This window comes from Pseudomonas sp. B13(2017) (assembly GCF_002113245.1).
In the GTDB taxonomy this organism is placed as follows: domain Bacteria; phylum Pseudomonadota; class Gammaproteobacteria; order Pseudomonadales; family Pseudomonadaceae; genus Aquipseudomonas; species Aquipseudomonas putida_Z.
In genome coordinates this window covers 22,930-43,675 of sequence record NZ_NEJX01000014.1, presented here as the reverse complement: position 1 = coordinate 43,675, position 20,746 = coordinate 22,930, and the positions used below count along the sequence as shown (strand labels likewise).

Genomic DNA, 20,746 nt, shown 5'->3' with positions numbered 1-20,746 from the left:
CTCCCACAGGGAGTGCGCAGTTCTTCAGTATTGCGCGGTTCCTGTGGGAGCTGGCTTGCCGGCGATGGGCTGCGCAGCAGCCCCGATGACATCGATCAGTCAGCCAGACGCCAGGTAGTCCCACCCTTGCTGTCTTCCAGCACCACACCCATGGCGGTCAGCTGGTCGCGAATGCGGTCGGACTCGGCCCAGTTCTTGTCCGCACGCGCCTGCAGGCGCGCCTGGATCAAGCCCTCGACCTCAGCGGCATCCACCTTGCCTTCGGCACCGGCACGCAGGAAGTCATCGGCTTCCAGCTGCAGCACACCCAGCACATCACCCAGCTCGCGCAGGCGACCGGCCAGGCCGGCAGCGGCCTCCAGGTCGCTGTCGCGCAGGCGGTTGATCTCACGCACCAGGTCGAACAGCACGGCGCAGGCTTCGGGGGTGCCGAAGTCGTCGTTCATGGCCACGCTGAAGCGCTCGACAAACTCTTCGCCACCCTTGGCCGCCACCCGTGGCAAGCCGCGCAAGGCGTGGTAGAAGCGCTCCAGTGCGCCCTTGGCATCGCGCAGGCTGTCTTCCGAGTAGTTGATCGCGCTGCGGTAGTGGCTGGCCACCAGCAGGTAGCGCACCACTTCAGGGTGGTACTTCTCGAGCACGTCGCGGATGGTGAAGAAGTTGTTCAACGACTTGGACATCTTCTCGCCATTGATCCGGATCATGCCGCAGTGCATCCAGGCGTTGGCGTACTGCTTGCCGGTGGCCGCCTCGCTCTGGGCAATCTCGTTCTCGTGGTGCGGGAACTCCAGGTCGCTGCCGCCGCCGTGAATGTCGAAGCTTTCACCCAGGCAGCAGGTGGACATCACCGAGCACTCGATGTGCCAGCCCGGACGCCCCGGGCCCCATGGCGATTCCCAGCTCGGCTCGCCCGGCTTTACGCCCTTCCACAGCACGAAGTCCAGCGGGTCCTGCTTGGCTTCGTCGACCTCGATACGGGCACCGATGCGCAGGTCTTCGATCTTCTTGCGCGACAGCTTGCCGTAACCGACGAACTTGCCGACGCGGTAGTACACGTCGCCATTGCCCGGTGCGTAGGCATAACCCTTGTCGATCAAAGTCTGGATCATCGCGTGCATGCCGGCGATATGGTCGGTGGCACGCGGCTCCTGGTCCGGCGGCAGGATGTTCAGGCGGCGCTCGTCTTCGTGCATCGCGTCGATCATGCGGGCGGTCAGGGCGTCGAAGCTTTCGCCGTTCTCGTTGGCCCGGTTGATGATCTTGTCATCGATGTCGGTGATGTTGCGTACATAGGTCAGCTCGTAGCCGCTCTTGCGCAGCCAGCGGGTGACCAGGTCGAAGGCCACCATGCTGCGGCCATGGCCCAGGTGGCAGTAGTCGTATACGGTCATGCCGCACACGTACATGCGCACCTTGTTGCCATCGAGCGGCTTGAAGGTTTCCTTCGCTTTGCTCAGCGTGTTGTAGATGGTAAGCACGGCGGTTCCTCAGCTGCCCCAGGAGTCACGCAGGGTGACAGTGCGGTTGAACACCGGGCGGCCCGGCTGGCTGTCTTTCAGGTCGGCGCAGAAGTAACCTTCGCGTTCGAACTGGAAGCGGTCCTCGGGCTGCGCCTGGGCCAGCGACGGCTCGGCACGGCAGCCGCTGAGCACTTGCAGCGAGCCTGGGTTGATGTTGTCCAGGAAGCTGCCGCCCTCCTCGGTCTTTTCCGGGTTCGGCGAGCGGAACAGGCGGTCGTACAGGCGCACTTCGCACTCGACGCTGCCCTCGGCCGGCACCCAGTGGATCACGCCCTTGACCTTGCGGCCTTCCGGGTTCTTGCCCAGGGTGTCCGGGTCGTACGAGCAGCGCAGCTCGACGATGTTGCCGTCGGCATCCTTGATCGCCTCGTCGGCGCGGATCACGTAGCTGCCGCGCAGGCGCACTTCACCGGCCGGTTCCAGGCGCTTGTAGCCCTTCGGCGGCTCTTCCATGAAGTCGTCGCGGTCGATGTACAGTTCACGGGAGAACGGCAGCACGCGCACGCCCATGTCTTCCTTCGGGTGGCGCGGCAGTTCGAGCTGCTCGACCTGGCCTTCCGGGTAGTTGGTGATGACGACCTTCAGCGGGCGCAGCACGCACATGGCGCGCGGTGCGGTACGGTCCAGGTCGTCACGGATGCTGAACTCGAGCATCGACATGTCGACCACGCCGTCGGAACGGTTGGTGCCGATCATTTCGCAGAAGTTGCGGATCGAGGCCGGGGTGTAGCCACGGCGACGGAAGCCGGACAGGGTCGACATGCGTGGGTCGTCCCAGGCTTCGACGTGCTTTTCGTCCACCAGCTGCTTTAGCTTGCGCTTGGAAGTGATGGTGTAGTTCAGGTTCAGGCGGCTGAACTCGTACTGGCGCGGGTGTGCCGGCACCGGCAGGTTGTCGAGGAACCAGTCGTACAGCGGACGATGCCCTTCGAACTCCAGGGTGCAGATCGAGTGGGTGATGCCCTCGATGGCGTCCGACTGGCCATGGGTGAAGTCGTAGTTCGGGTAGATGCACCACTTGTCACCGGTCTGGTGGTGGTGGGCATGGCGGATACGGTACAGGATCGGGTCGCGCAGGTTCATGTTCGGCGAGGCCATGTCGATCTTGGCCCGCAGCACGCGCTCGCCATCCTTGAACTCGCCGGCCTTCATGCGGGCGAACAGGTCGAGGTTCTCGTCAACGCTGCGCTCGCGGAACGGGCTGTTCTTGCCCGGCTCCTTGAGGTTGCCACGGTATTCCTTGGCCTGCTCGGGGGTAAGGTCGCAGACGTAGGCCTTGCCGCGCTTGATCAGCTCGACTGCCCAGTCGTGCAGCTGGTCGAAGTAGTCGGAGGCGTAGCGCACGTCGCCGGCCCATTCGAAGCCCAGCCACTTGACATCGCTCTGGATGGCGTCGATGTACTCCTGGTCTTCCTTGGCCGGGTTGGTATCGTCGAAACGCAGGTGGCAGACGCCCCCGAATTCCTTGGCCAGGCCGAAGTTGACGCAGATCGACTTGGCGTGACCGATGTGCAGGTAGCCATTGGGCTCCGGCGGGAAACGGGTGACGATGCTGCTGTGCTTGCCCGAGTCCAGGTCGGCCTGGATGATCGGCCGCAGGAAGTTCGCAGGGACAGCGGGGGCGCCTTTGGCAGCGGCGTTGGGCGCGTTGTCGGCAGTGGGCTTGCTCATAGGATCCTTGAATGCACGTGTCCGGCCTGGGTAGGCCGATTGAATCAAAGGGCCTATCATAGCCGAAGCAGTCAAGCTGCTGACAGTCGGGCCCGGACAAACTGGCGTGATTTATCACGGCTTTTTGCCGCAGCCTGGCAAAATGGCCAGTGCGCGCCATGTGTCGCGATCGCCTGATCCTGCGTCAGGTGATAACCCGCGCCCTGCGCACCCTAATTCCGATTGCCTTGAAAGAGCGAGTTTCAGCATGTCCAAAGTCAAACTGAGCACCAACCACGGCGACATCGTCCTGCAACTGGACGCCGAGAAAGCGCCGCTGACTACCGAAAACTTCGTTCAGTACGTCAAGGACGGCCACTACAATGGCACCGTGTTCCACCGTGTGATCAAGGGCTTCATGATCCAGGGCGGCGGCTTCGAGCCTGGCATGAGCCAGAAGAAGACCCGCGCCAGCATCCAGAACGAAGCCGACAACGGCCTGAAGAACAAGAAGTACAGCATCGCCATGGCCCGTACCATGGAGCCGCACTCCGCCTCGGCGCAGTTCTTCATCAACTCGTCCGACAACGACTTCCTCAACCATAGCGGCAAGAACGTGCAGGGCTGGGGCTACGCGGTATTCGGCGAAGTGATCGAAGGCCGTGAAATCGTCGACGCCATCGAAAAGGTCGCCACCGGCTCCAAGGCTGGCCACCAGGACGTTCCGAAGGACGACGTGGTCATCGAGAAAGCCGAGATCGTTGAGTGATCCTGCTGATCTCCGATCTGCACCTGCAAGAAGAACGCCCGGACATTACCCGGGCGTTTCTTGATCTGCTCGATGGCCGTGCCCGCCACGCCAAGGCGTTGTACATCCTTGGCGACTTCTTCGAAGCCTGGATCGGCGACGACGCCATGACGCCCTTCCAGCAGTCGGTCTGCCAGGCCATGCGGCGGCTGAGCGACAGCGGCACGGCCATCTACCTGATGCATGGCAACCGTGATTTCCTGATTGGCCAGGCCTTCTGCGACGCTGCGGGCTGCACGTTGCTGCACGACCCCAGCGTGATCGAGCTGGGTGGTGAGCAGGTGCTGCTGATGCATGGCGATACCCTGTGCACCCGCGACCTGGCCTACATGAAAATGCGCCGCTTGCTGCGCAACCCGCTGAGCCTGTGGGTGTTGCGGCACCTGCCGCTGTCGGCCCGCTACAAGCTGGCACGCAAGCTACGCAGCGAAAGCCGCTCGCAAACGCGGATGAAGTCCACCGAGATCGTCGATGTCACGCCAGAGGAAGTGCCGAAGGTGATGGCGGCGCATGGCGTACGTACCTTGGTGCATGGGCATACCCATCGGCCGGCGATACACAAGCTGGTGGTCGACGGGCAACCGGCACGGCGTATCGTGCTGGGCGACTGGGACCGCCGTGGCTGGGCCTTGCAGGTTGACGAGCAAGGGTTTCAGCTGGCCCCGTTCGAGTTTTCCTGACCGACCGAGTCGCCTTCTTCGCGGGCACGCCCGCTCCCACAGGTACCGCACCGCTTGTAGCCCTGGTGCAGTACCTGTGGGAGCGGGCGTGCCCGCGAAGAGGCCGGCATGCCTTACTGCTGGACCACCGCCCCCTTGTCCCGCTCACTGATCACCACTTCCCGGTACTCCGGGTCAGCCTTGATCTGCGCCTCGGTAAACGGAATCACCGCCAGTTTTCCGGCCGCAAACGCCTTGGTCTGGTCACCGGCATGCACCGAAGCCGCTTCACTCGACTGGGAAAACGCCAACAGCCCACGGGCCTGCGGCCCCTTGTCGGTAAAGCTGACCAGTTGCAGGTAGCTGGTACCACTGACCACCAGCCGCTTGCCCTGCCCGTGCGGCACGCTGTAGATCGCGTTGTACACGCCCAACGCCTGCGGGCCACCCGGCACCGGCGTGCCATCGCTCGCCTGTTGCACCTGCCCCCAGCGCGCCTCCCCTGCCATGCCGCTGTCACGCACCTGCTTGAGCGACGCCAGCGCGACCTGGTGCAGCAGCTTGCGCACGGCCGCCTGCTCTACCGCCAGCCCGCGCGGGGTGTGCTGCGGGTCGGCCGGGTCGAAGGCCACCCGCCAGCTTTCCGGGTGCTCGGCCAGGGCATCGAACAGGTTCTGGAAATGCACCAGGCCAATGCCGCTGTCCAGGTCAGCCTTGCCATTCCAGGCCGCCAGGCTGCTGCATACCGCCCGCACATCCGCATCGGCGCCCTTGCACCACTGCAGCAGGTCAGGCAGTAGCAGGCTGGCCAGGTAGACCTCGTCATCGGTCACCATGCGCTGCAGGTCGTCAACGCCCAGGCGGGCCGTACCCTGCAGGCGTTGCAGGGCAAAGCGGCCACGCATGCCCAGCGGCTGGTCACTGCGGCTGACCAGCGGCGAATAACCCGTCAGCGGCTGCGCCGGGTTGGCCATCCAGGCCGGGTCGTTGGAGTTCTGCACGAAATCCTCGCGCTCCAGGCTCGGCAGCAGCCGCGCGGGGAAGATCCCCGGCTGCGCGGCCTGCGCATCGACCTTCCACTGGCACGCGCTGCGTGAGCCATCCAGTACCACCAGGCGCCCTTGTGCCTGCGGGTTGCTGCACGCACTCAGCAGTTGCTGATCCACATATGGCACCACTGACTGGTTCAGGTACAAGGCCTTGCCTGCCGGGTCCACCGCCAGCGTGTTGACCCAGGGAATACCCTGCAGCTGTTCGATCGAGCCTTTCAACGTAGCCAGGCTGTCGGCACGGTTGATCTGGTACCACTGCTGCAACACCCGAGTGTTCTCGAGGTTGGCGTCGCGCAGGCTGTAGGCGGCATGCGCATCCCAGTCCAGGCGACCCGGCCATTGCACCACCGGGCCGAACTGCGAGCTGTAGACCTGGCGCTGTACCTGGCTCAGGCTGCCATCCTCGGCCTTGACCGCAACGCTGACGGTTTGACGGGCCAGCGGCAGCGACTTGCCATCGACCAGGTAACGGGTCGGGTCCTTGGGGTCGAGTTGCAGGCGGTACAGGGTGAAGTGCTTCGATGTATCGACGGTGTGCGTCCAGGCCAGATGCTGGTTGAAACCGATGTTGACCACCGGCAGGCCCGGCAATGCCGCCCCCATCACATCGAGCTGGCCGGGAATGGTCAGCTGCATCTGGTAGAAGCGCATGCCCCCCATCCACGGGAAGTGCGGGTTGGCCAGCAACAGGCCGCGGCCATTGGCCGAACGTTGCGCCCCGACGGCCACCGCATTGCTACCGCGTTCCGTGGCAAAACGCTGCTGCCTGGCCAGCGCCGCGGCAAACCCTGCCGGCGCCTGCTGGCTGGCCAGCGTTGGCGGTTGCGCCCCCGCCAGCGCTTCGACGAACTGCCCGACACCGCCTTCGGCAAGTAGCCGGCGGGTCAGCTTGATCAGGTCCTCGCTGCTGATCGGCCGCAGCCACTCGCCGTTGCCACATTCGGCAGGCAACCCCTGGCTGCGGCGCTCGGCCAGTGCCCGGTTGTAGCCGCTGGCATAACCTGCCAGCAGCGCCTGCACCGGCGCGGGCTGCGCCTGCAAGAACGCCTCGACTGCCGCCGGCGTGTTGAGCCAGGCGAAGAACACATCGCTGGCCAGGTTGTCACGCTGCTCCAGGGTCTTGCCCTTGGCACCGAAGTAGCGTGAGCGCTCACCACTCACGGTCAGCACTTCATTGGCCAGCAGGCACAGGTTGTCCTGGGCGTAGGCGTAGCCGATGCCATAGCCCAGGCCCCGCTCGTCCTTGGCCACGATGTGCGGCACCCCGTAACTGGTTCGTCGAATCTGCGCACTGGCATCGGCGGCGGCGGACTGCACCGGCACTGCGCCGACGTTGAAGGCTACCAGGGCGGCGACCAGGCCAGCGCAAGTCATGGGACGGGAAAGTGGAAACACGGGCACTCCTCGGGTTCGGGGGTCATCCCGATCAGACGAATGGCCAGATGAAAATTTTACGTATTACCAGGCAATGGAACGTCTTGAACAGAACCAGGCTTTTTTTTGCGCGTGGGCTGCAGTTTTTCCGTTCTCATTCGTCCTAGTAAGTGAGGCACCCAAATTTCGGGTTCGTCCACGAAAAGGAGCATTCACATGTACAACCCGCAACCCTCGATCCAGGCTGGGCGCGTCCCAGGCAAAGCGCCCAGGGAACAGGACGTTTTTGCTGACGAACGCATCGGCAACGAACAGATCCGCGAGCTGTTGCGCAGTTTTGGCCTGCGTACCAGCCTGATCCGCCTCAAGGTCATCGATGCCTTGCACGCCGCCGACCGCAATGGCCGCAGCATTGGCGTGCGCGGGGTGCACGCGCAACTGGAACAGCTGGATATCCCGCTGTCGTTCCTCAGCGTGCGCGAAGTGCTCAAGCGGCTGTGCAGCGAGGGCGTCATCCAACTGGGCAGCGACAAATGCTACAGCCTCGACCCGCAGGCACGCGCCGTGCTGGAGCGAACGCCTGTGCGCTGAGCGCATGGCCGGCCATGACTGGCCGGCCCGCCAGGATCAGGGCTTGACCTTGCGCCGCAGGATGCCGTTGATCACCACGACCACCACGGCGATGGCAATGGCCAGCATCTGGAAGGTCTGCTCACTGATCGTGCCCTGCTTCTGCAGGTGGGACAGGCCCAGCATCAGACCCAGTACCACCAGGATGATCAGAAGGGAATATTTGAGGCGCTGCACGTGTGTCATCGAAGGTTCCTTGCAACATCAGGGGCAAATGGCTCGCAACGAGCCGCGGCAATGATACAACGGCCACCGGCCCCGGCGCTGCATTTCCTGCTGGGTGGGGCGGCGCCTGCCTGAAAGCATGGGGCTCCCAAGCACCCATGCCGGAGGCACCATGTACAAACCCCTTCTGTTCGCGTCGCTATTGCTGACCCCCTTTTCCCTTCATGCGCTGGACACCCGCCAGACCTCGGCCGAGCAACTGCTCGAACTGGGCCGCGAACTGGCTGGCCAAGCTGGCGCCAGCCAATGGCAACAACTGTGGCAGCGCGTGCGCCAGGCCGGTTACCTGCAGGCAAAAGGTGCGTCGGTGCATTTCAGTGTCCCCCTGGTGCAACTGCCCGAGCTGGCCCGGCAAACCCTGGCCCAGGCCGACCAGGTACAAGCGCAGCAGCAGACCCAGGCACTGTACCGCCGCAGCTTTGCCGACCAGGTCATCGGCCACCGTGACGGGCAGCCGCTGCATGCGCTGTGCCTGCTGGTCGATTGGCGCACGCTGCCACAAGGCATGCGCGACTCCCCCCAGGCCTACCTGCGCAGCGCCAGCCTGCTGAGCAGCTATCCGTGCGATTGAGGGTTACCACACCCAACGCGCTGCACAGGCAGTGACGTGATGGGAAATCACCCGCCACAGCCAAATGTTGAAGCCATGTCCTACAACGCCGGATATCGCTGCCTGCAAAACCTGTTCGCGGAAGCTACAAGCCCCAACCCATATGGCGCCTAGCGACATGCCTCGGCTGTCACAGAAAATCCAGCCACACCTTCGACATAACGCCGCTGGTGATCGGTTAGCACAGCCCATCCGTCCCGAAGGAGCGCCATATGCAACTGCCAGACTTGAGCCACATCGATATCAGCCAACTGCCCCACTCGCTGCAGGCCCTGATCGACTGCATCGGCATCGACAACGCCTACCAGCTGACCTGCGCCTACGGCGGCAGGCCCAAGTACATCCCCAAGCACCGCGAGCGCACCAAGCTTGCCGACGTGCTGCCGGCCGAAGCGCTCGACGCACTGATCAAGCGCTTTGCCGGTGTCGCTCTGGAAATCCCCAAGGCTGACCATTTCATGCGCCAGTTGCGCAACCTGCAGATCCAGAAGGAAAGCGCCAGCGGCCTGTCTCGCAGCCTGCTCGCTGACAAGTACGGCCTGAGCCTGCGCCAGATCGGCAACATCCGCCGCCAGGAACATTGCGCGCGCTGAAGCCCAGGCATCGTGACCACGATTGATAGCCACGTTTTGAACTCAACCAGAAGAGAACCCAGCAATGTCGATAGATAACAGCCTCATCGGTTCCGTAATCAATGCCTTGCCGATGGACCGCATGATCGCAGGCCCCCTGCAGGCCATGGTCCAGGCCCAGGTCACGGCCAGCAAATCCTACGCCGACTTCCTGATGCAGGTGTGCGTCCAGGACGGCAAGGCCGTGGCCATCCAGTTCGACTACGACGAAACCATCGTCGACGAACAAGGCGAGTACAAGGGCGTGGTCAGCAAGACCATGAAAGTGCCGCTGGTGGCAGCCATCACCCACCCGAACATTTCCATCGAAGAAGGTAATGTCGAGTTCGAACTGGTCATCAACCAGATGTCGGAAGACGTTTCCAGCAAGGACATGAATGCCGAGGCAAGCGGTTCGCTGGGCTGGGGGCCGTTCAGGCTCAACGTGAAAGGCAGCGTCAGCCACAAGTCCACGCAAACCCGCAAGACTGACACCCGCGCCCGCTACGCCTTCAACACGACCTTGAAACGCCAGGACCCGCCTGAAGCGATGATGCGGGTGATCGACTTCCTGACCGACGCCGCGACAAAGCCGACCGTGGTCAAAACCGCCAAACTGGAAAGCCAGGACTTGATTTCCCAGGCCGATACCTTGAAGAACCCTGCCGCCGACGGCGCTCCGGCCCTCGGCACCGCCACCTCTTGAGGCGCACCTCCCCGCCCCGAACAGCCCCCCTGACCAGCAACAGGGGGGCACCACCTGGCCTGAGGAGTCGAAGCATTGGATAAATCCCCCGCCCCCATGACTTCCATCGACCTGCGCGAAATCACCCGTGGCCTGCAGGAAGCCGCCAGTGCTACCAACAGCCTGATCGCGCAGCAGTACATCAACCTGTTCGACCAGTTCTTCGAATGCGACACCGAAGCATTGGGCGCGCCCATGAAAGCCAAGATGGTCGAAGTGGCCATGGACGGCCAGCACATCATGCGCGTACCGCTGTTCGCGTTGGTGTCGCCCAAGGGCCTGGCCCTCGAGCGCATGCAGGTCGACCTTTCGGTAAGGGTCAAAGGCACCGAAGCACAGCAGGCACTGCTGACCGCAGGCGAAAACAAGGCGGCCAGCTTCAAGGTCACCATCGGTGGCCAAAGCCGTCAGGGCGACAACCGTGACCCCGATGAAGTGCAGATCCGCATGCAGTTCCAGGCCAGCGAACCACCAGAAGCCCTCAACCGGCTGATCGAGGAGTACACCAGCCTGATCATCCCGGTACGCGCCCCCAGCCCGCCGCCCTCGCCCGACACCAATGAGTTCATCGAGGCGGCCATCGTCCGTTGACGGCCGCCCCCGCGACGGCTCAGAAGTCGCGCTTGTAGAAGATGTCCAGTGAGCTGGCCAGCCCGCTGGCAGCCTCCAGGTACACCTTCTTGCTCAGCTTGTAGCGCAATGCAATGGTGTTCGCAGGCTCGAACACCCCCACCCCATAACGCAGGCTCAGTTTCTCGGTGAGGTTGCCGCTGGCAACCACGCTGGTGGTATTGCCCGAACCTTCGGTGTCCAGCTGGAAGTCGTCGATACCCAGGCTCGAGGCCAGGCTGCCGGTGATCCCGGCGCTACCCGCCAGGCCCAGGCCCAAGGCCGCTTCGGCAAGCATGTTGTTGTCTTCGCCGGACGCGCCCAGAGGCCGCCCCAGTACCAGGTACGACAGCGCCTGCTCCTGGCTCATGGCCGGCTCCGAGAACACTTTGCTGGTGGGCTGCTCGGCACTGCCGCTCAGGCGGATACCGGCAATCACGTCGTCGACCTTGCGGATCGCTTCAATGTCCAGGTACGGCTGATCGATCGGGCCTGCGAACAGCAGCCGCGCACGGCGAATGGTCAGGCGCTGGCCGTAGGCACGGTAGCGGCCATCGGCCAGGCTCAGCTCGCCACGGGTGTCGAGGTTGTCGCCGATGTGCACATGGCCGAGCAGGTTGGCCTTGAGGCCAAAGCCACTGAACGAAAGCTTGTCGCGGCCCACTTCGACATCGATGTCCATGGCCATCGCCATGGGTGGCTTGCCCTCTTCGGTCTGGTGGCCGACGATCACCGTGTCATCCGAGACCTTGACAGTGGACGGTGGCAGCTCGCGTACAGTGATCGTGCCCTTGGGCACCTGTACCTTGCCGGTCACCGCCAGCTTGTCGTCGATCAGGCGCAAGGTCAGGTCCGGGGCGACCTCCAACGTCGCATAGGGCTCGACCGTGACGGGCAGTTGCTGGCCCTGCAGACGCAGGTCCATGCCCAGGGCCTGGCCCCAGGTGAGGTTGCCATTCAACTGGCCACGCCCCGCCTCGCCACTGCGCCAGCCGCCATTGAGCTGTACCTGCTCGCCGGCAATCAATGCCTGCAATGACAGGTCCTCGAGGCTGACCGGCAGCTCGGCGCCGCTGACTTCGCCACCGCTGAGCATCAGGTTGCCGTTGACCTGCGGCGCCAGCAAGGTGCCCGACAGCCGGCCACTGCCATTGAGCTGCCCGGCCAGGCGCTCGACCATAGGCACGAACGGGCGCGCCACCGACAGGTCGAGGCCGGCCAGGCGGAAATCACCCGACAGCGGTTTGTTCTTGCCCAGCGGATCGAGGCGGGTGTTGACGTTCAGCTCGCCCAGGCGCTCGCCGCGGAACGCCAGGCGGGTATCGATGCGCCGTGGCGCCAGCATGCTGTCCAGGCGCAGGGCCTGGTACGGGAAGTCGACCCAGCGGTCCTTGTCGCGCACGCGCAGGGTACCGCCACTGGCGTCGACGACGATGTTGCCCTTGGGGCCGCTGGCCGGGATGTCCAGATTGATGTCGGCATTGAGCAGGCCCTGCCAGGCGAAGTCCTTCGGCAGCCACTGGGCCAGGCTGTCCAGCGGGAACTGCTTGAGGTGGTAGCGCAAGCGTGGCTCGGGGGCCAGGCGCTGGTCGTCGCCACACAAGCTGGCCTGGCCGGAGCGCCAGCAGTGCGCAGCAAAGTCCAGCTGGCCGCTGGCCAGCCGCTGCAGGCGGGCCGGTGCCTGCAACTGCCAGTCCTGGCCGCCGGCCTGGATCCGCCCACTGGCCAGGCGCCCACGCCAGTCACCCTTGTTCAACTGGCCGTCCAGGCCAAGGTCGAGCTTGAGCTGCGGGCCGTCCAGCGCCAGGGTCAACGCTTGCTGGCGAATGTCGCCTTTGCCGTTGGCCTGCAAGGTGCCCAATACCGTGTCACCCAGGTGAATGCCGCTGGCCTTGAGTTCGATCACGCCGCGCTGGGCGTTATCCAGGCGGGCATCCAGGTCCAGCTGCTGCAAGCGGTTTTCCGCCTGGGCCAGCCGCTGGCCCTGGAGGGTCAGCGTACCTTGCGGGGCCTGCAAGGTGCCAGCGACGTCCAGCCGACCCTTGACCTGGCCCTGCAACCTTGGCCACAACTGGCCCAGGCGCGGCAGGTCGAGGTCGACCCGCCCGGCCAGGCGCTGCTGCAGGCTGCCACTGCCATTGATGCGGTTGTCCCCCAGCTGGATTGCCAGGGCGCCCAAGGTCCAGCTCTGCCCTGCCCCCTGGGCCTCGACCTTGAGCATTGCCGGCTGGCCGCGCAGGCGGCCTTTCAGGTCAAGCTGGACATCGAGGCTCAGGGCGTCGCCTTTCATCTCGCCTTTGCTGCGCAGCGGCCCCGCCAGGGTACCCGGCAGCTCGGCCAGCCAATAGGCCGGGTCGAGCGCCGACAACTGCAGGTCGACATCCCATGCCAGGGTGTCGGCAAAGCGCACGGCGACACTGCCGGCAGCCTTGCCTTGCCCGGCGCTCAGCGCCAACTGCGGCAGCTTCACCTGGCTCAGGTCACCTTCGAACGGGCTGGCCAGGCTGAACGCGCCGGCCGGGCCATCCAGGTCGCCATTGAAGGTGCCCTGGTAGTTGCCATCGCGATAATGCACCTGGGCCATGAGCCGCTTGAGGGTGACCTCAGGGGGCGTCTCCAGCGGATACAGGCGCAGCCACGGAAAGTCCTGCCAGTCCAACTGGGCGTCGGCGACCAGGCCTTGCTGCCAGTCAGCCGTGGCTTGCAACTTGACCCGCTGGGTATCGCTGGCGTTCAGGTCCAGGGCATCGAGCCTGGCGCCTTTGCTGTCGACCAGCCCGGACAACAGCAAGGCGATCGGCGACTGCTCGGCCGGCAGGCTGGCCGACCCCGACAGTTGATAGCCCTTGAGCAGGTCGCCCCGCGCGTCGAGCTTGAGCTGGTTGAACTGCACGGTGTCGGGCAACGAGGCGGCCGGCTTGAATGCCTCGGAGCGGATCTGCAAGGTCGCCGGCAGGTGCTCGGCCAACGCCTGCAATTGCCCGTTCAGCGTGGCGTCAAGGTAACCACTGCTGGTGCCGGCGAGTTTCAGGGTTTTCTGCAGCTCGCCGGTGGCGGTCAGCGCCAGCTGCCAAGGTTTGCCGTCCACCGCTGGCAGTTGCAGCTGCGCCTGGAGTTGCACCGGCCAGTCAGCTTCGGGCTGCAGGTCGCCCTGCAGGTTCAATTGCAGGTCATCGCGCTGCAGGTGCAGGCTGTCGATGCGCAGCCCGGTATTGGTCCAGTGCGCCGCCAGTTGCAAGTCGCCAAGCAGGTCGCTGCCATCCAGGCGCAACTGGCCAACCTTGACCTCTCCCAGTTCGATCGCCAGCGGCAAGCGCAGGGCAGGCAACTGCAGCGGGCCGCTGTCGGCCGATTCGGCGCTGGGCGCAAAGGCCATGTCGATGCGCTGCGCCTGCAACTGGTCAATGCACAAGGTAGAGCGCAGCAGGCATGCCGGCGACCAGGCCAGCAGCGGTGCCTGCACCTCTACCGTGCTGCCGGCATCGGCCCAGCTCAGCCGGCTGGCTTGCCAGCTACCGGCCAGGCGGCCCTGGAAGTCAGCCACCTCAAGCCCGGGCACCTTGCCCAGCACCCAGCGGCTGCCGGCCTCGGTCCCCAGCAGCAGGCCGAGTACCAGGCCCAGGCTTGCGGTTACCCCGAGCAGGCCCGCCAGAATGTACTTGATCACGCGTTTCACAGCTCAGGCCCCATGGAAAAGTGCAGGCGAATTCCCCCTTCATCATCCAGCGCCTTGGCCAGGTCCAGGCGCAGCGGCCCGACCGGCGACACCCAGCGCACGCCAAAACCGACACCGGTCTTGAGGCTTGGCAGCTCCAGGTCGTTGAACGAGTTGCCCTGGTCGACGAAGGTTGCCAGCCGCCACTTTTCGGTCAGCGAATACTGGTACTCGACACTGCCGGCGACCAGGTAGCGCCCGCCAATGCGGTCGCCGTCGCTGTTCTTCGGCGACAGGGTCTGGTAGTCATAGCCACGCACGCTCTGGTCGCCACCGGCGAAGAAGCGCAGCGACGGCGGAATGTTGTTCTTGAAGCCATTGGTCGCGCTGCCACCGAACTGCACCCGGCCGAGCAAGCGGTGGTCATGGCCAAGCGTGGTCAGGCCCTTGAGCAGCACGTTGCCATGCAGCAGGTTGGTGTCCGAGACCAGCCCTTCCTTGGCCACCTGCACATCGAACTGCAGGCGGTAGCCGTTATGCGGGTCGATGCGGTTGTCACTGCGCAGGAAGGAGTAACTCACCCCCGGCATCAGCAGGTTGCTCAGCCCGGAGTCATCACCCAGGCGGTACTCCTCGCGCTGGTACTTGAGAGAAATCACCCGCTGCCAGCCGCTGGGCAGCTTGCTGTGCCACTCGGGGCCCACCGTCAGCAGTTTGCTGAGGGTGTCGGTGCCGGCAATTTCTTCGTTCTGGTAGCCGCCGGCAAAGCGCAACTTGTCGGTCAGCGGCGGGTCGAGCGGGATGTCGTACCAAAGGCCGACGTTCTGCCGGGGCGCCGACAGTTCGGTTTCCCAACCGTAGCTATGGCCCTGCGGGTTGACCCAGTGGCGGGTCCAGTTGGCCTTGCCGCGTGCCCCGACGTCGGTCGAGAAGCCCAGGCCCAGGCCCATGGTGCGGGGCTTGCGGGTTTCCAGGCGGACATCCACGGGGATTTCTTCGCCCACGGCGGCGGTGGGCGCCGCATCCACGCGCACGCCTTCGAAGTAGCCGCTCGATTGCAGGTCATTGTTCAGCTCGGCGATCAGTTCCGAGTCGTAAGGTGTTCCCGGCTTGAACGAGACCATGCGCTGCAGCAGGTCGTCGTCCAGCGGTGTGTCGCCACCGAAGGTGACGGCGCCCAGGTGATAGCGCGGGCCGCTCTGGTAGACCAGTTCGATATCGGCCACACCCGCCTGAGGGTCGACCGCCAGGCGCTGGCGGCTGAAGCGCCCACTGAAGAAGCCATAGCGCGACGCCTGGTTCTGGATCAGCCGTTTGGCATCCTCGTAATGGCCGTGGTTGAGTTGTTCACCGGCGCGCAGGGCCTTGCTGTCGGGCACGCGAAAGGCCTTCATCTCGCTGGCGGGGCCTTCGATGCGTACGGTCACGTTGCGCAGGCGAATCGGCTCGCCGGGGTCGATGGTGATGATCAGCTGCGGGGAACGGTCAGCCTCGCTGGCGGGCTTGACCTCTGTGTCGATCTGCGCCTGGTAGTAGCCAAGTGCCTGCGCGGCTTTGCGCGCCTGCTCCTGGGCGCCGCGACTGAAGCGCAGCAGCGCTTCTTCATCGCGGTCGCCAAGGGAACCGATATAGCCTTCGACATTGGCCTTGAGCGCCTTGTTGGCCGGTTTGACCTTCACCAGCAACTCGCTCTGGCCCCATGCTGCGAAACTGGCGACCCAGATAACCAGGCCCCAGGTCAATCTTCCTGAATACGTCATGCGGCGCATGCTACCAGAGCCGGGCGCTCAAGGGAGCCGCCGCGCCGTCTGCTCAGGCAAAAGCAGAATTGGAAGAGACCGGGTTGGGATGGAAGAACACCCTCTCACGGATTGGTCCTACAGCCACCTCGCCAATTTCCTCATAGCCCTGGCGCTGGTAAAAGGCCAGGTAGTGCTCGTTGCCGGTGTCCAGCACCACACCCTGGGTACCAGGGTCGTCTGCGCACCAGTCATGCACAGCTTGTAACAATTGCTCGCCGTAGTGCTTGCCCTGAAATTGCGGGTGCACGCCCAGCAGCGGCAGCACATGCACCTCGTCGGTGGGCAGGCAGGTGGCCAGGGCGGCCTGGTAGTCCATGTAACGGCGCGTACAGCGCAGGCCGGTGCCCATCATCATGCGCAGGCGCCAGGCCCAGCTGTCGGCCACGCCCAGCCGGCGCAGCGGCGGCACGATCAGGGCAAGGGCGATCAGGCGGTCCTCCACCAGCAGGCCGATGGCGGGCAGTTGCAGGTAGAAGTGCTGGCGTACCCATTCGCGCACCATCACCCGCAGGCGCCGCTCATAGCCTGGGCGCTGGGCCTCGAAGATATAGGCGAAGGTAGGTTCGTGACGGTAGGCGTTGTACAGCAACGAACGCGCCTCGCGGCTGTAGCCGTCATCGAGCAGGCAGACACGGGCCGGAGTGGCAGTGGTTTCGGGCATTGCGGGCAGTCCTCCTGGAATGGGCTTACAGTGCCCTGGGAAGGACGTTAGCAGCAGGCTCCCGAAGCCGCCATGCTGGTGATGGCAAGCGATGTCGGCTAGCATCGCGCCTTTTACCGGGATTATCTTTCCATGAAGATCGTCTGTTTCAATATCAACGGCCTGCGGGCCCGCCCGCACCAGCTGGCGGCGCTGATCGAAAAGCACCAGCCGGACGTGATCGGCCTGCAGGAAACCAAGGTCAGCGACGATCAGTTCCCGCTGGCCGACGTGCAGGCGCTGGGCTACCACGTGCATTACCACGGCCAGAAAGGCCACTATGGCGTGGCCCTGCTGTCGCGTCAGGCACCGCTGAGCCTGCACAAAGGCTTTGCCAGCGATGAAGAAGACGCCCAGCGCCGCTTCATCTGGGGCACCTTCGCCGATGCCGATGGCAACCCGATCACCATCATGAACGGCTACTTCCCCCAGGGTGAAAGCCGCGACCACCCCACCAAGTTCCCGGCCAAGCAGCGCTTCTACAGCGACCTGCAGGCGCTGCTGGAAGGCCAGTTCCGCAACGACCAGCCACTGCTGGTGATGGGCGACATGAATATCTCGCCGCAGGACTGCGACATCGGCATCGGCCCGGACAACGCCAAGCGCTGGCTCAAGACCGGCAAGTGCAGCTTCCTGCCGGAAGAGCGCGAGTGGATGGAACGTCTGAAAGGCTGGGGCCTGGTGGACAGTTTCCGCCACCTGTACCCGGAAGTTTCCGACCGCTTCAGCTGGTTCGACTACCGCAGCCGTGGCTTCGAGGACGAACCCAAGCGCGGCCTGCGCATCGACCTGATCATGGCCTCGCAGCACCTGGTGCCGCGGATCAAGGCGGCGGGTGTGGACTATGAACTGCGCGGGATGGAAAAGCCGTCGGACCATGCGCCGATCTGGCTGGAATTGAGCTGATCGCCAGCTGAACGCACAGCACCTGTAGGAGCGGCCTTGTGTCGCGATAGGGCCGCAACGCGGCCCCAGGATTTCAGCTTCGATGCACAAATTGCTGGGGCCGCCATGCGGCCCTTTCGCGACACAAGGCCGCTCCTACAGGGACCGCGCATCTGTTACAAACCCAACCGCAACGCCTCCCCCACCCCCGCCCCGCGCACATCGTCCGCCGCGCTGACCAGAGCAAAGTTGTAGGCCCCATGCGACCAATAACGCGCCTCCAGCTGGCCATCCACCCGCTGCCCGTCCGGCATGCGCCGATACTGATCACCTGGTGAGCGCAGGAACAGGCTGATGCGCTGGCCCTTGCCATCCTCGAACACCAGCAGCGCCGCCGGTCCCTGCTCATTGCTCAGCAGGCGCGCGCCCACCGGTTTGAAGCCGTAGCCCGCCAGGTCCGGCAACTGGCCCACGCGGCTGAAGTGGCGCCCCAGCCAGTCGCGCAACTGGCCCGGGTCGCTGGCCTGGATATCCAGCGCCTGGCTGCCGGCAAACAAGCGGTGTGCCTGGACGGCATCGGCCATCGGCAGGTCGGCACGCGCCAAGGTCGCGTCGCGCACCTGCCACCCACCCAGGCCACCCACGCCCAATGCCAGCAGCAACACCGCCGCCGTGGCCCAGCGGCGCTGGCGGCGTTGGCGCAATTGCCGGCGCAACTGCCCAAGGTCCAGCTGCGCCGCCCCGGGCACTTCGCCAAACCCGGCCAGTGCCGTACGCAGGCGGCGGGCGTCGGCACGCCAACCCTCGACCTTGGCCGCGGCCTGCGGGTTGGCCGCCAGCCAGGCCTGCACTTCGGCCCGGCGCACAGGCTCCAGGCGCTCGTCGACGTAAGCGTGCAGTTCGTCTTCGCTGGGGATCAGGCGCGTCATTTCAGTCTCCGCAAGGCCGGGGGCTGGGGGCTGCCCTCGGTCAGTTCGCGCAAGGCATTGCGGGCGCGCGACAGGCGCGACATCACAGTGCCGATAGGGATACCCAGGGCCTGGGCGGCCTCCTTGTAGCTCAAACCCTCGATGCTGACCAGCAGCAACAGCGCACGCTGTTCTGCCGTGAGCCGGGCGAACGCCTGCAGGTCGGCCTGGGCCAGGACAATGGCCTCGAGGTTGCCGCCAACCGGCTCGTCGTCGCGCTCACCACGGCCGAACCAGGACAGCCAGCGCGCATGCAGGCGTTCGCGGCGCTTGCCGTCGAGGAACAACCGATAAAGGATGGTGAACAGCCAGGCCCGCAAGGCATCGGCGTCGCGTTGCTGGTCGCGCCGGCTCAAGGCCCGCTCGACCGTGGCCTGCACCAGGTCGTCGGCGCTGCCCGGCTCGCGGGTCAGCCATACGGCAAAGCGGCGCAGGCGGGCCAGCAGCTCGCGCCACTGGTGGTCGTCCAGATCATGCATGGCAAAGTCCCGGCCTCTGGGGCTGTCAGTGTAAGAGGCAGACGCCTGTGAGGAAATTCTATTCCCGGCGAGGGAATAAGTTTTTCCCTGCGCCGTCGTACCGGCACCTTCACCGAACCGGACAATGACCATGAACTCACCCCTGCACGGCCCGGCCAAGGCCCCGCGCCTGGCCGCCATCGGCGCCGTGATGCTGGGCGCGGGCGCCGCCTTTGCCTATGCCGCCGGCTGGCTTGGCGAAACCCGCCTGACCCCGCAGCGCATCATCGACACCTTCGAAGCCCAGGCCGGGCATTACCCGGGTTACCGCAAGAACCACGCCAAGGGCCTGTGCGTCAGCGGCTACTTCCAGCCCAGCGGGCAGGCAGCCAGCCTGTCCACGGCACGGGCGTTCAGCCAGCCGCGGGTGCCAGTGATCGGCCGCTTCGCCATCGGCGGCGCCAACCCGTTCGCGCCGGATACCGGCATACCGGTGCGTAGCCTGGCCATCGAGCTGAGCACCGACGACGGGCAGGTCTGGCGTACCGGCATGAACAACCCGCCGGTGCTGGCGGTAAGCACGCCACAAGCCTTCTATGAACAGGTGCTGGCGGGGGCGCCAGACCCGGCCACCGGCAAGCCGGACCCGGGCAGACTGCAGGCGTTCTTCGCCGCCCACCCGGAAAGCGCGGCGTTTCGCCAATGGGCGGCAGGCTACAAGCCCAGCAACAGCTTCGCCAGCACGCAGTACCACAGCATCAACGCCTTCCGCCTGATCGATGCAAGCGGCGCGGCCCACCCCGTGCGTTGGCAACTGGAGCCGCAAACAGCGTTTGCCGCCCTGCCTGCCCAGGTCGATGACAAACAGTTCCTGCAGCACGACCTGCAGCAAAGGCTGGCCCAAGGCCCGCTGCGCTGGACCCTGCGCCTGGTGCTGGCGGAACCTGGCGATGCGGTGGACGACCCTGCCAGCCCCTGGCCTGCCGAACGACGCAGCGTGGACGCCGGCACGCTGGTACTGGAGCAGGTCGACGGCCCCGAGCAAGGTGCCTGCCGTGACCTCAACTTCGACCCACTGATCCTGCCCCGGGGCATCCAGGCCTCCGCCGACCCGATCCTCGCCGCCCGTTCGGCCGCCTACTCGGAATCCTTCAATCGCCGCAGCCGCGAATCGCTCGGCACCGGAGCCCACCCATGAAAACCGACGCCTTCCACCCCCTCGCCCGCCTGTTGCACTGGCTGATGGCCGTGCTGATCCTGGCCATGTTGTTCATCGGTGTGAGCATGGTCGCCGACCTGTCGCCGCGCCACCCCGTGCTGATCGGGTTGCACAAGGCAACCGGCCTGGCCCTTCTGGTGCTGGTGCTGCTGCGCATCGCCGTTCGCCTGGCCCTGCCCCACCCAGCCCTGCCGCACGACCTGCCCACACTGCAACGCTGGGCAGCCGGGGCCTCGCACCTGCTGCTCTATGGCATGATGCTGGCCATGCCGCTGCTGGGCTGGGCCATGCTGTCGGCCGGTGGCTACCCCCGCCCGCTGGGCTTGCCGGCGATTGCCCCGCATGACCTGCAGTTGTACGCCGTGCTGCGTCAGGCCCATGGCTGGGCCGGCTACCTGCTGTTCGCCACGGTGCTGGTGCATGTGGGGGCGGCCTTGATGCACGCGTGGGTGCGCCGCGATGGCGTGTTGCGTAGCATGTGGCCTGGCCCACTGCGCCGCAGCGAATGACGCTCGGCAGCCCAGGGGGTCGACAATCGATAATAATTCCCAACAAGATCGGCTTTC

At 65.1% G+C, this 20,746-nt stretch carries 19 protein-coding genes; 10 read left to right on the top strand and 9 right to left on the bottom strand.

The annotated features are described in order from the left end of the window. Window positions 1-95: 95 nt before the first annotated feature. Window positions 96-1,478, bottom strand: coding sequence for a cysteine--tRNA ligase (gene cysS, locus CAG44_RS18180; protein ID WP_025338944.1), 1,383 nt, complete (start codon window positions 1,476-1,478; stop codon window positions 96-98). Window positions 1,479-1,487: 9 nt separating this feature from the next. Further along, the gene (locus CAG44_RS18175; RefSeq protein ID WP_085591213.1) at window positions 1,488-3,191 is read right to left on the bottom strand and encodes a glutamine--tRNA ligase/YqeY domain fusion protein; all 1,704 of its coding nucleotides are present in this window, start codon (window positions 3,189-3,191) and stop codon (window positions 1,488-1,490) included. A gap of 247 nt (window positions 3,192-3,438) precedes the next feature. Here CAG44_RS18175 and CAG44_RS18170 point away from each other — a divergent pair, with 247 nt between their 5' ends. Then, window positions 3,439-3,939 (top strand): peptidylprolyl isomerase, encoded by a 501-nt coding sequence (locus CAG44_RS18170; protein WP_025338942.1) that lies wholly within the window; start codon window positions 3,439-3,441, stop codon window positions 3,937-3,939. Then, the gene (locus CAG44_RS18165; protein ID WP_013972909.1) at window positions 3,936-4,658 is read left to right on the top strand and encodes a UDP-2,3-diacylglucosamine diphosphatase; all 723 of its coding nucleotides are present in this window, start codon (window positions 3,936-3,938) and stop codon (window positions 4,656-4,658) included. Before CAG44_RS18170 ends, CAG44_RS18165 begins: the two co-directional genes overlap by 4 nt. A 113-nt stretch (window positions 4,659-4,771) precedes the next feature. Here the strand turns inward: CAG44_RS18165 and CAG44_RS18160 are convergent, their stop codons facing one another. After that, window positions 4,772-7,084, bottom strand: coding sequence for an acylase (locus CAG44_RS18160; RefSeq protein WP_085692686.1), 2,313 nt, complete (start codon window positions 7,082-7,084; stop codon window positions 4,772-4,774). 195 nt (window positions 7,085-7,279) lie between these two features. Between CAG44_RS18160 and CAG44_RS18155 the strand changes: the two genes are divergently transcribed. Next, window positions 7,280-7,654 (top strand): fe2+ zn2+ uptake regulation protein, encoded by a 375-nt coding sequence (locus CAG44_RS18155; protein WP_025338939.1) that lies wholly within the window; start codon window positions 7,280-7,282, stop codon window positions 7,652-7,654. 36 nt (window positions 7,655-7,690) lie between these two features. Here the strand turns inward: CAG44_RS18155 and CAG44_RS18150 are convergent, their stop codons facing one another. Continuing rightward, window positions 7,691-7,879: a hypothetical protein gene (locus CAG44_RS18150; RefSeq protein WP_003248064.1), complete on the bottom strand. Its 189-nt coding sequence runs from the start codon at window positions 7,877-7,879 to the stop codon at window positions 7,691-7,693. A gap of 151 nt (window positions 7,880-8,030) precedes the next feature. Between CAG44_RS18150 and CAG44_RS18145 the strand changes: the two genes are divergently transcribed. From CAG44_RS18145 to CAG44_RS18130, 4 genes are all read left to right on the top strand, one after another. After that, complete coding sequence (locus CAG44_RS18145) at window positions 8,031-8,489, top strand: hypothetical protein (RefSeq protein ID WP_085692685.1); 459 nt, start codon at window positions 8,031-8,033, stop codon at window positions 8,487-8,489. A 251-nt stretch (window positions 8,490-8,740) separates the two neighbouring features. Next, the gene (locus tag CAG44_RS18140) at window positions 8,741-9,121 is read left to right on the top strand and encodes a Mor transcription activator family protein (protein WP_046616589.1); all 381 of its coding nucleotides are present in this window, start codon (window positions 8,741-8,743) and stop codon (window positions 9,119-9,121) included. Between the two features lie 64 nt (window positions 9,122-9,185). After that, a complete protein-coding gene (locus CAG44_RS18135) occupies window positions 9,186-9,845 on the top strand; it encodes a DUF2589 domain-containing protein (RefSeq protein ID WP_085692684.1) in 660 nt (219 codons plus the stop codon). 75 nt (window positions 9,846-9,920) lie between these two features. Then, complete coding sequence (locus CAG44_RS18130; protein ID WP_025338935.1) at window positions 9,921-10,475, top strand: DUF2589 domain-containing protein; 555 nt, start codon at window positions 9,921-9,923, stop codon at window positions 10,473-10,475. A gap of 19 nt (window positions 10,476-10,494) precedes the next feature. Here the strand turns inward: CAG44_RS18130 and CAG44_RS18125 are convergent, their stop codons facing one another. The 3 genes from CAG44_RS18125 to CAG44_RS18115 are packed head-to-tail and all read right to left on the bottom strand — an operon-like array spanning window position 10,495 to window position 16,611. Further along, window positions 10,495-14,169, bottom strand: a complete 3,675-nt coding sequence (locus CAG44_RS18125) for a translocation/assembly module TamB domain-containing protein (protein WP_085692683.1) — start codon at window positions 14,167-14,169, stop codon at window positions 10,495-10,497. Beyond that, window positions 14,166-15,908: an autotransporter assembly complex family protein gene (locus tag CAG44_RS18120; protein WP_085692748.1), complete on the bottom strand. Its 1,743-nt coding sequence runs from the start codon at window positions 15,906-15,908 to the stop codon at window positions 14,166-14,168. The genes CAG44_RS18125 and CAG44_RS18120 overlap by 4 nt, the downstream gene beginning before the upstream one ends. A gap of 52 nt (window positions 15,909-15,960) precedes the next feature. Then, on the bottom strand, window positions 15,961-16,611 hold the full coding sequence (locus CAG44_RS18115; protein WP_075045090.1) for an N-acetyltransferase: 651 nt from the start codon (window positions 16,609-16,611) through the stop codon (window positions 15,961-15,963). A 132-nt stretch (window positions 16,612-16,743) separates the two neighbouring features. Between CAG44_RS18115 and xthA the strand changes: the two genes are divergently transcribed. Further along, window positions 16,744-17,556 carry an exodeoxyribonuclease III gene (gene xthA, locus CAG44_RS18110; RefSeq protein ID WP_025338931.1) on the top strand — a complete coding sequence of 271 codons (813 nt, stop codon included), beginning with the start codon at window positions 16,744-16,746 and terminating at the stop codon, window positions 17,554-17,556. Between the two features lie 155 nt (window positions 17,557-17,711). Here the strand turns inward: xthA and CAG44_RS18100 are convergent, their stop codons facing one another. Both CAG44_RS18100 and CAG44_RS18095 read right to left on the bottom strand, forming a co-directional pair. Continuing rightward, entirely contained in the window at window positions 17,712-18,464 is a 753-nt protein-coding gene (locus tag CAG44_RS18100; RefSeq protein WP_025339389.1) for an anti-sigma factor, read from the bottom strand. Further along, the gene (locus CAG44_RS18095) at window positions 18,461-18,982 is read right to left on the bottom strand and encodes a sigma-70 family RNA polymerase sigma factor (RefSeq protein ID WP_013972484.1); all 522 of its coding nucleotides are present in this window, start codon (window positions 18,980-18,982) and stop codon (window positions 18,461-18,463) included. Before CAG44_RS18095 ends, CAG44_RS18100 begins: the two co-directional genes overlap by 4 nt. A gap of 124 nt (window positions 18,983-19,106) precedes the next feature. Between CAG44_RS18095 and CAG44_RS18090 the strand changes: the two genes are divergently transcribed. Next, complete coding sequence (locus CAG44_RS18090) at window positions 19,107-20,159, top strand: catalase family peroxidase (RefSeq protein WP_085692681.1); 1,053 nt, start codon at window positions 19,107-19,109, stop codon at window positions 20,157-20,159. Beyond that, window positions 20,156-20,689 carry a cytochrome b gene (locus CAG44_RS18085; protein WP_085692680.1) on the top strand — a complete coding sequence of 178 codons (534 nt, stop codon included), beginning with the start codon at window positions 20,156-20,158 and terminating at the stop codon, window positions 20,687-20,689. The genes CAG44_RS18090 and CAG44_RS18085 overlap by 4 nt, the downstream gene beginning before the upstream one ends. Window positions 20,690-20,746 lie beyond the last annotated feature (57 nt).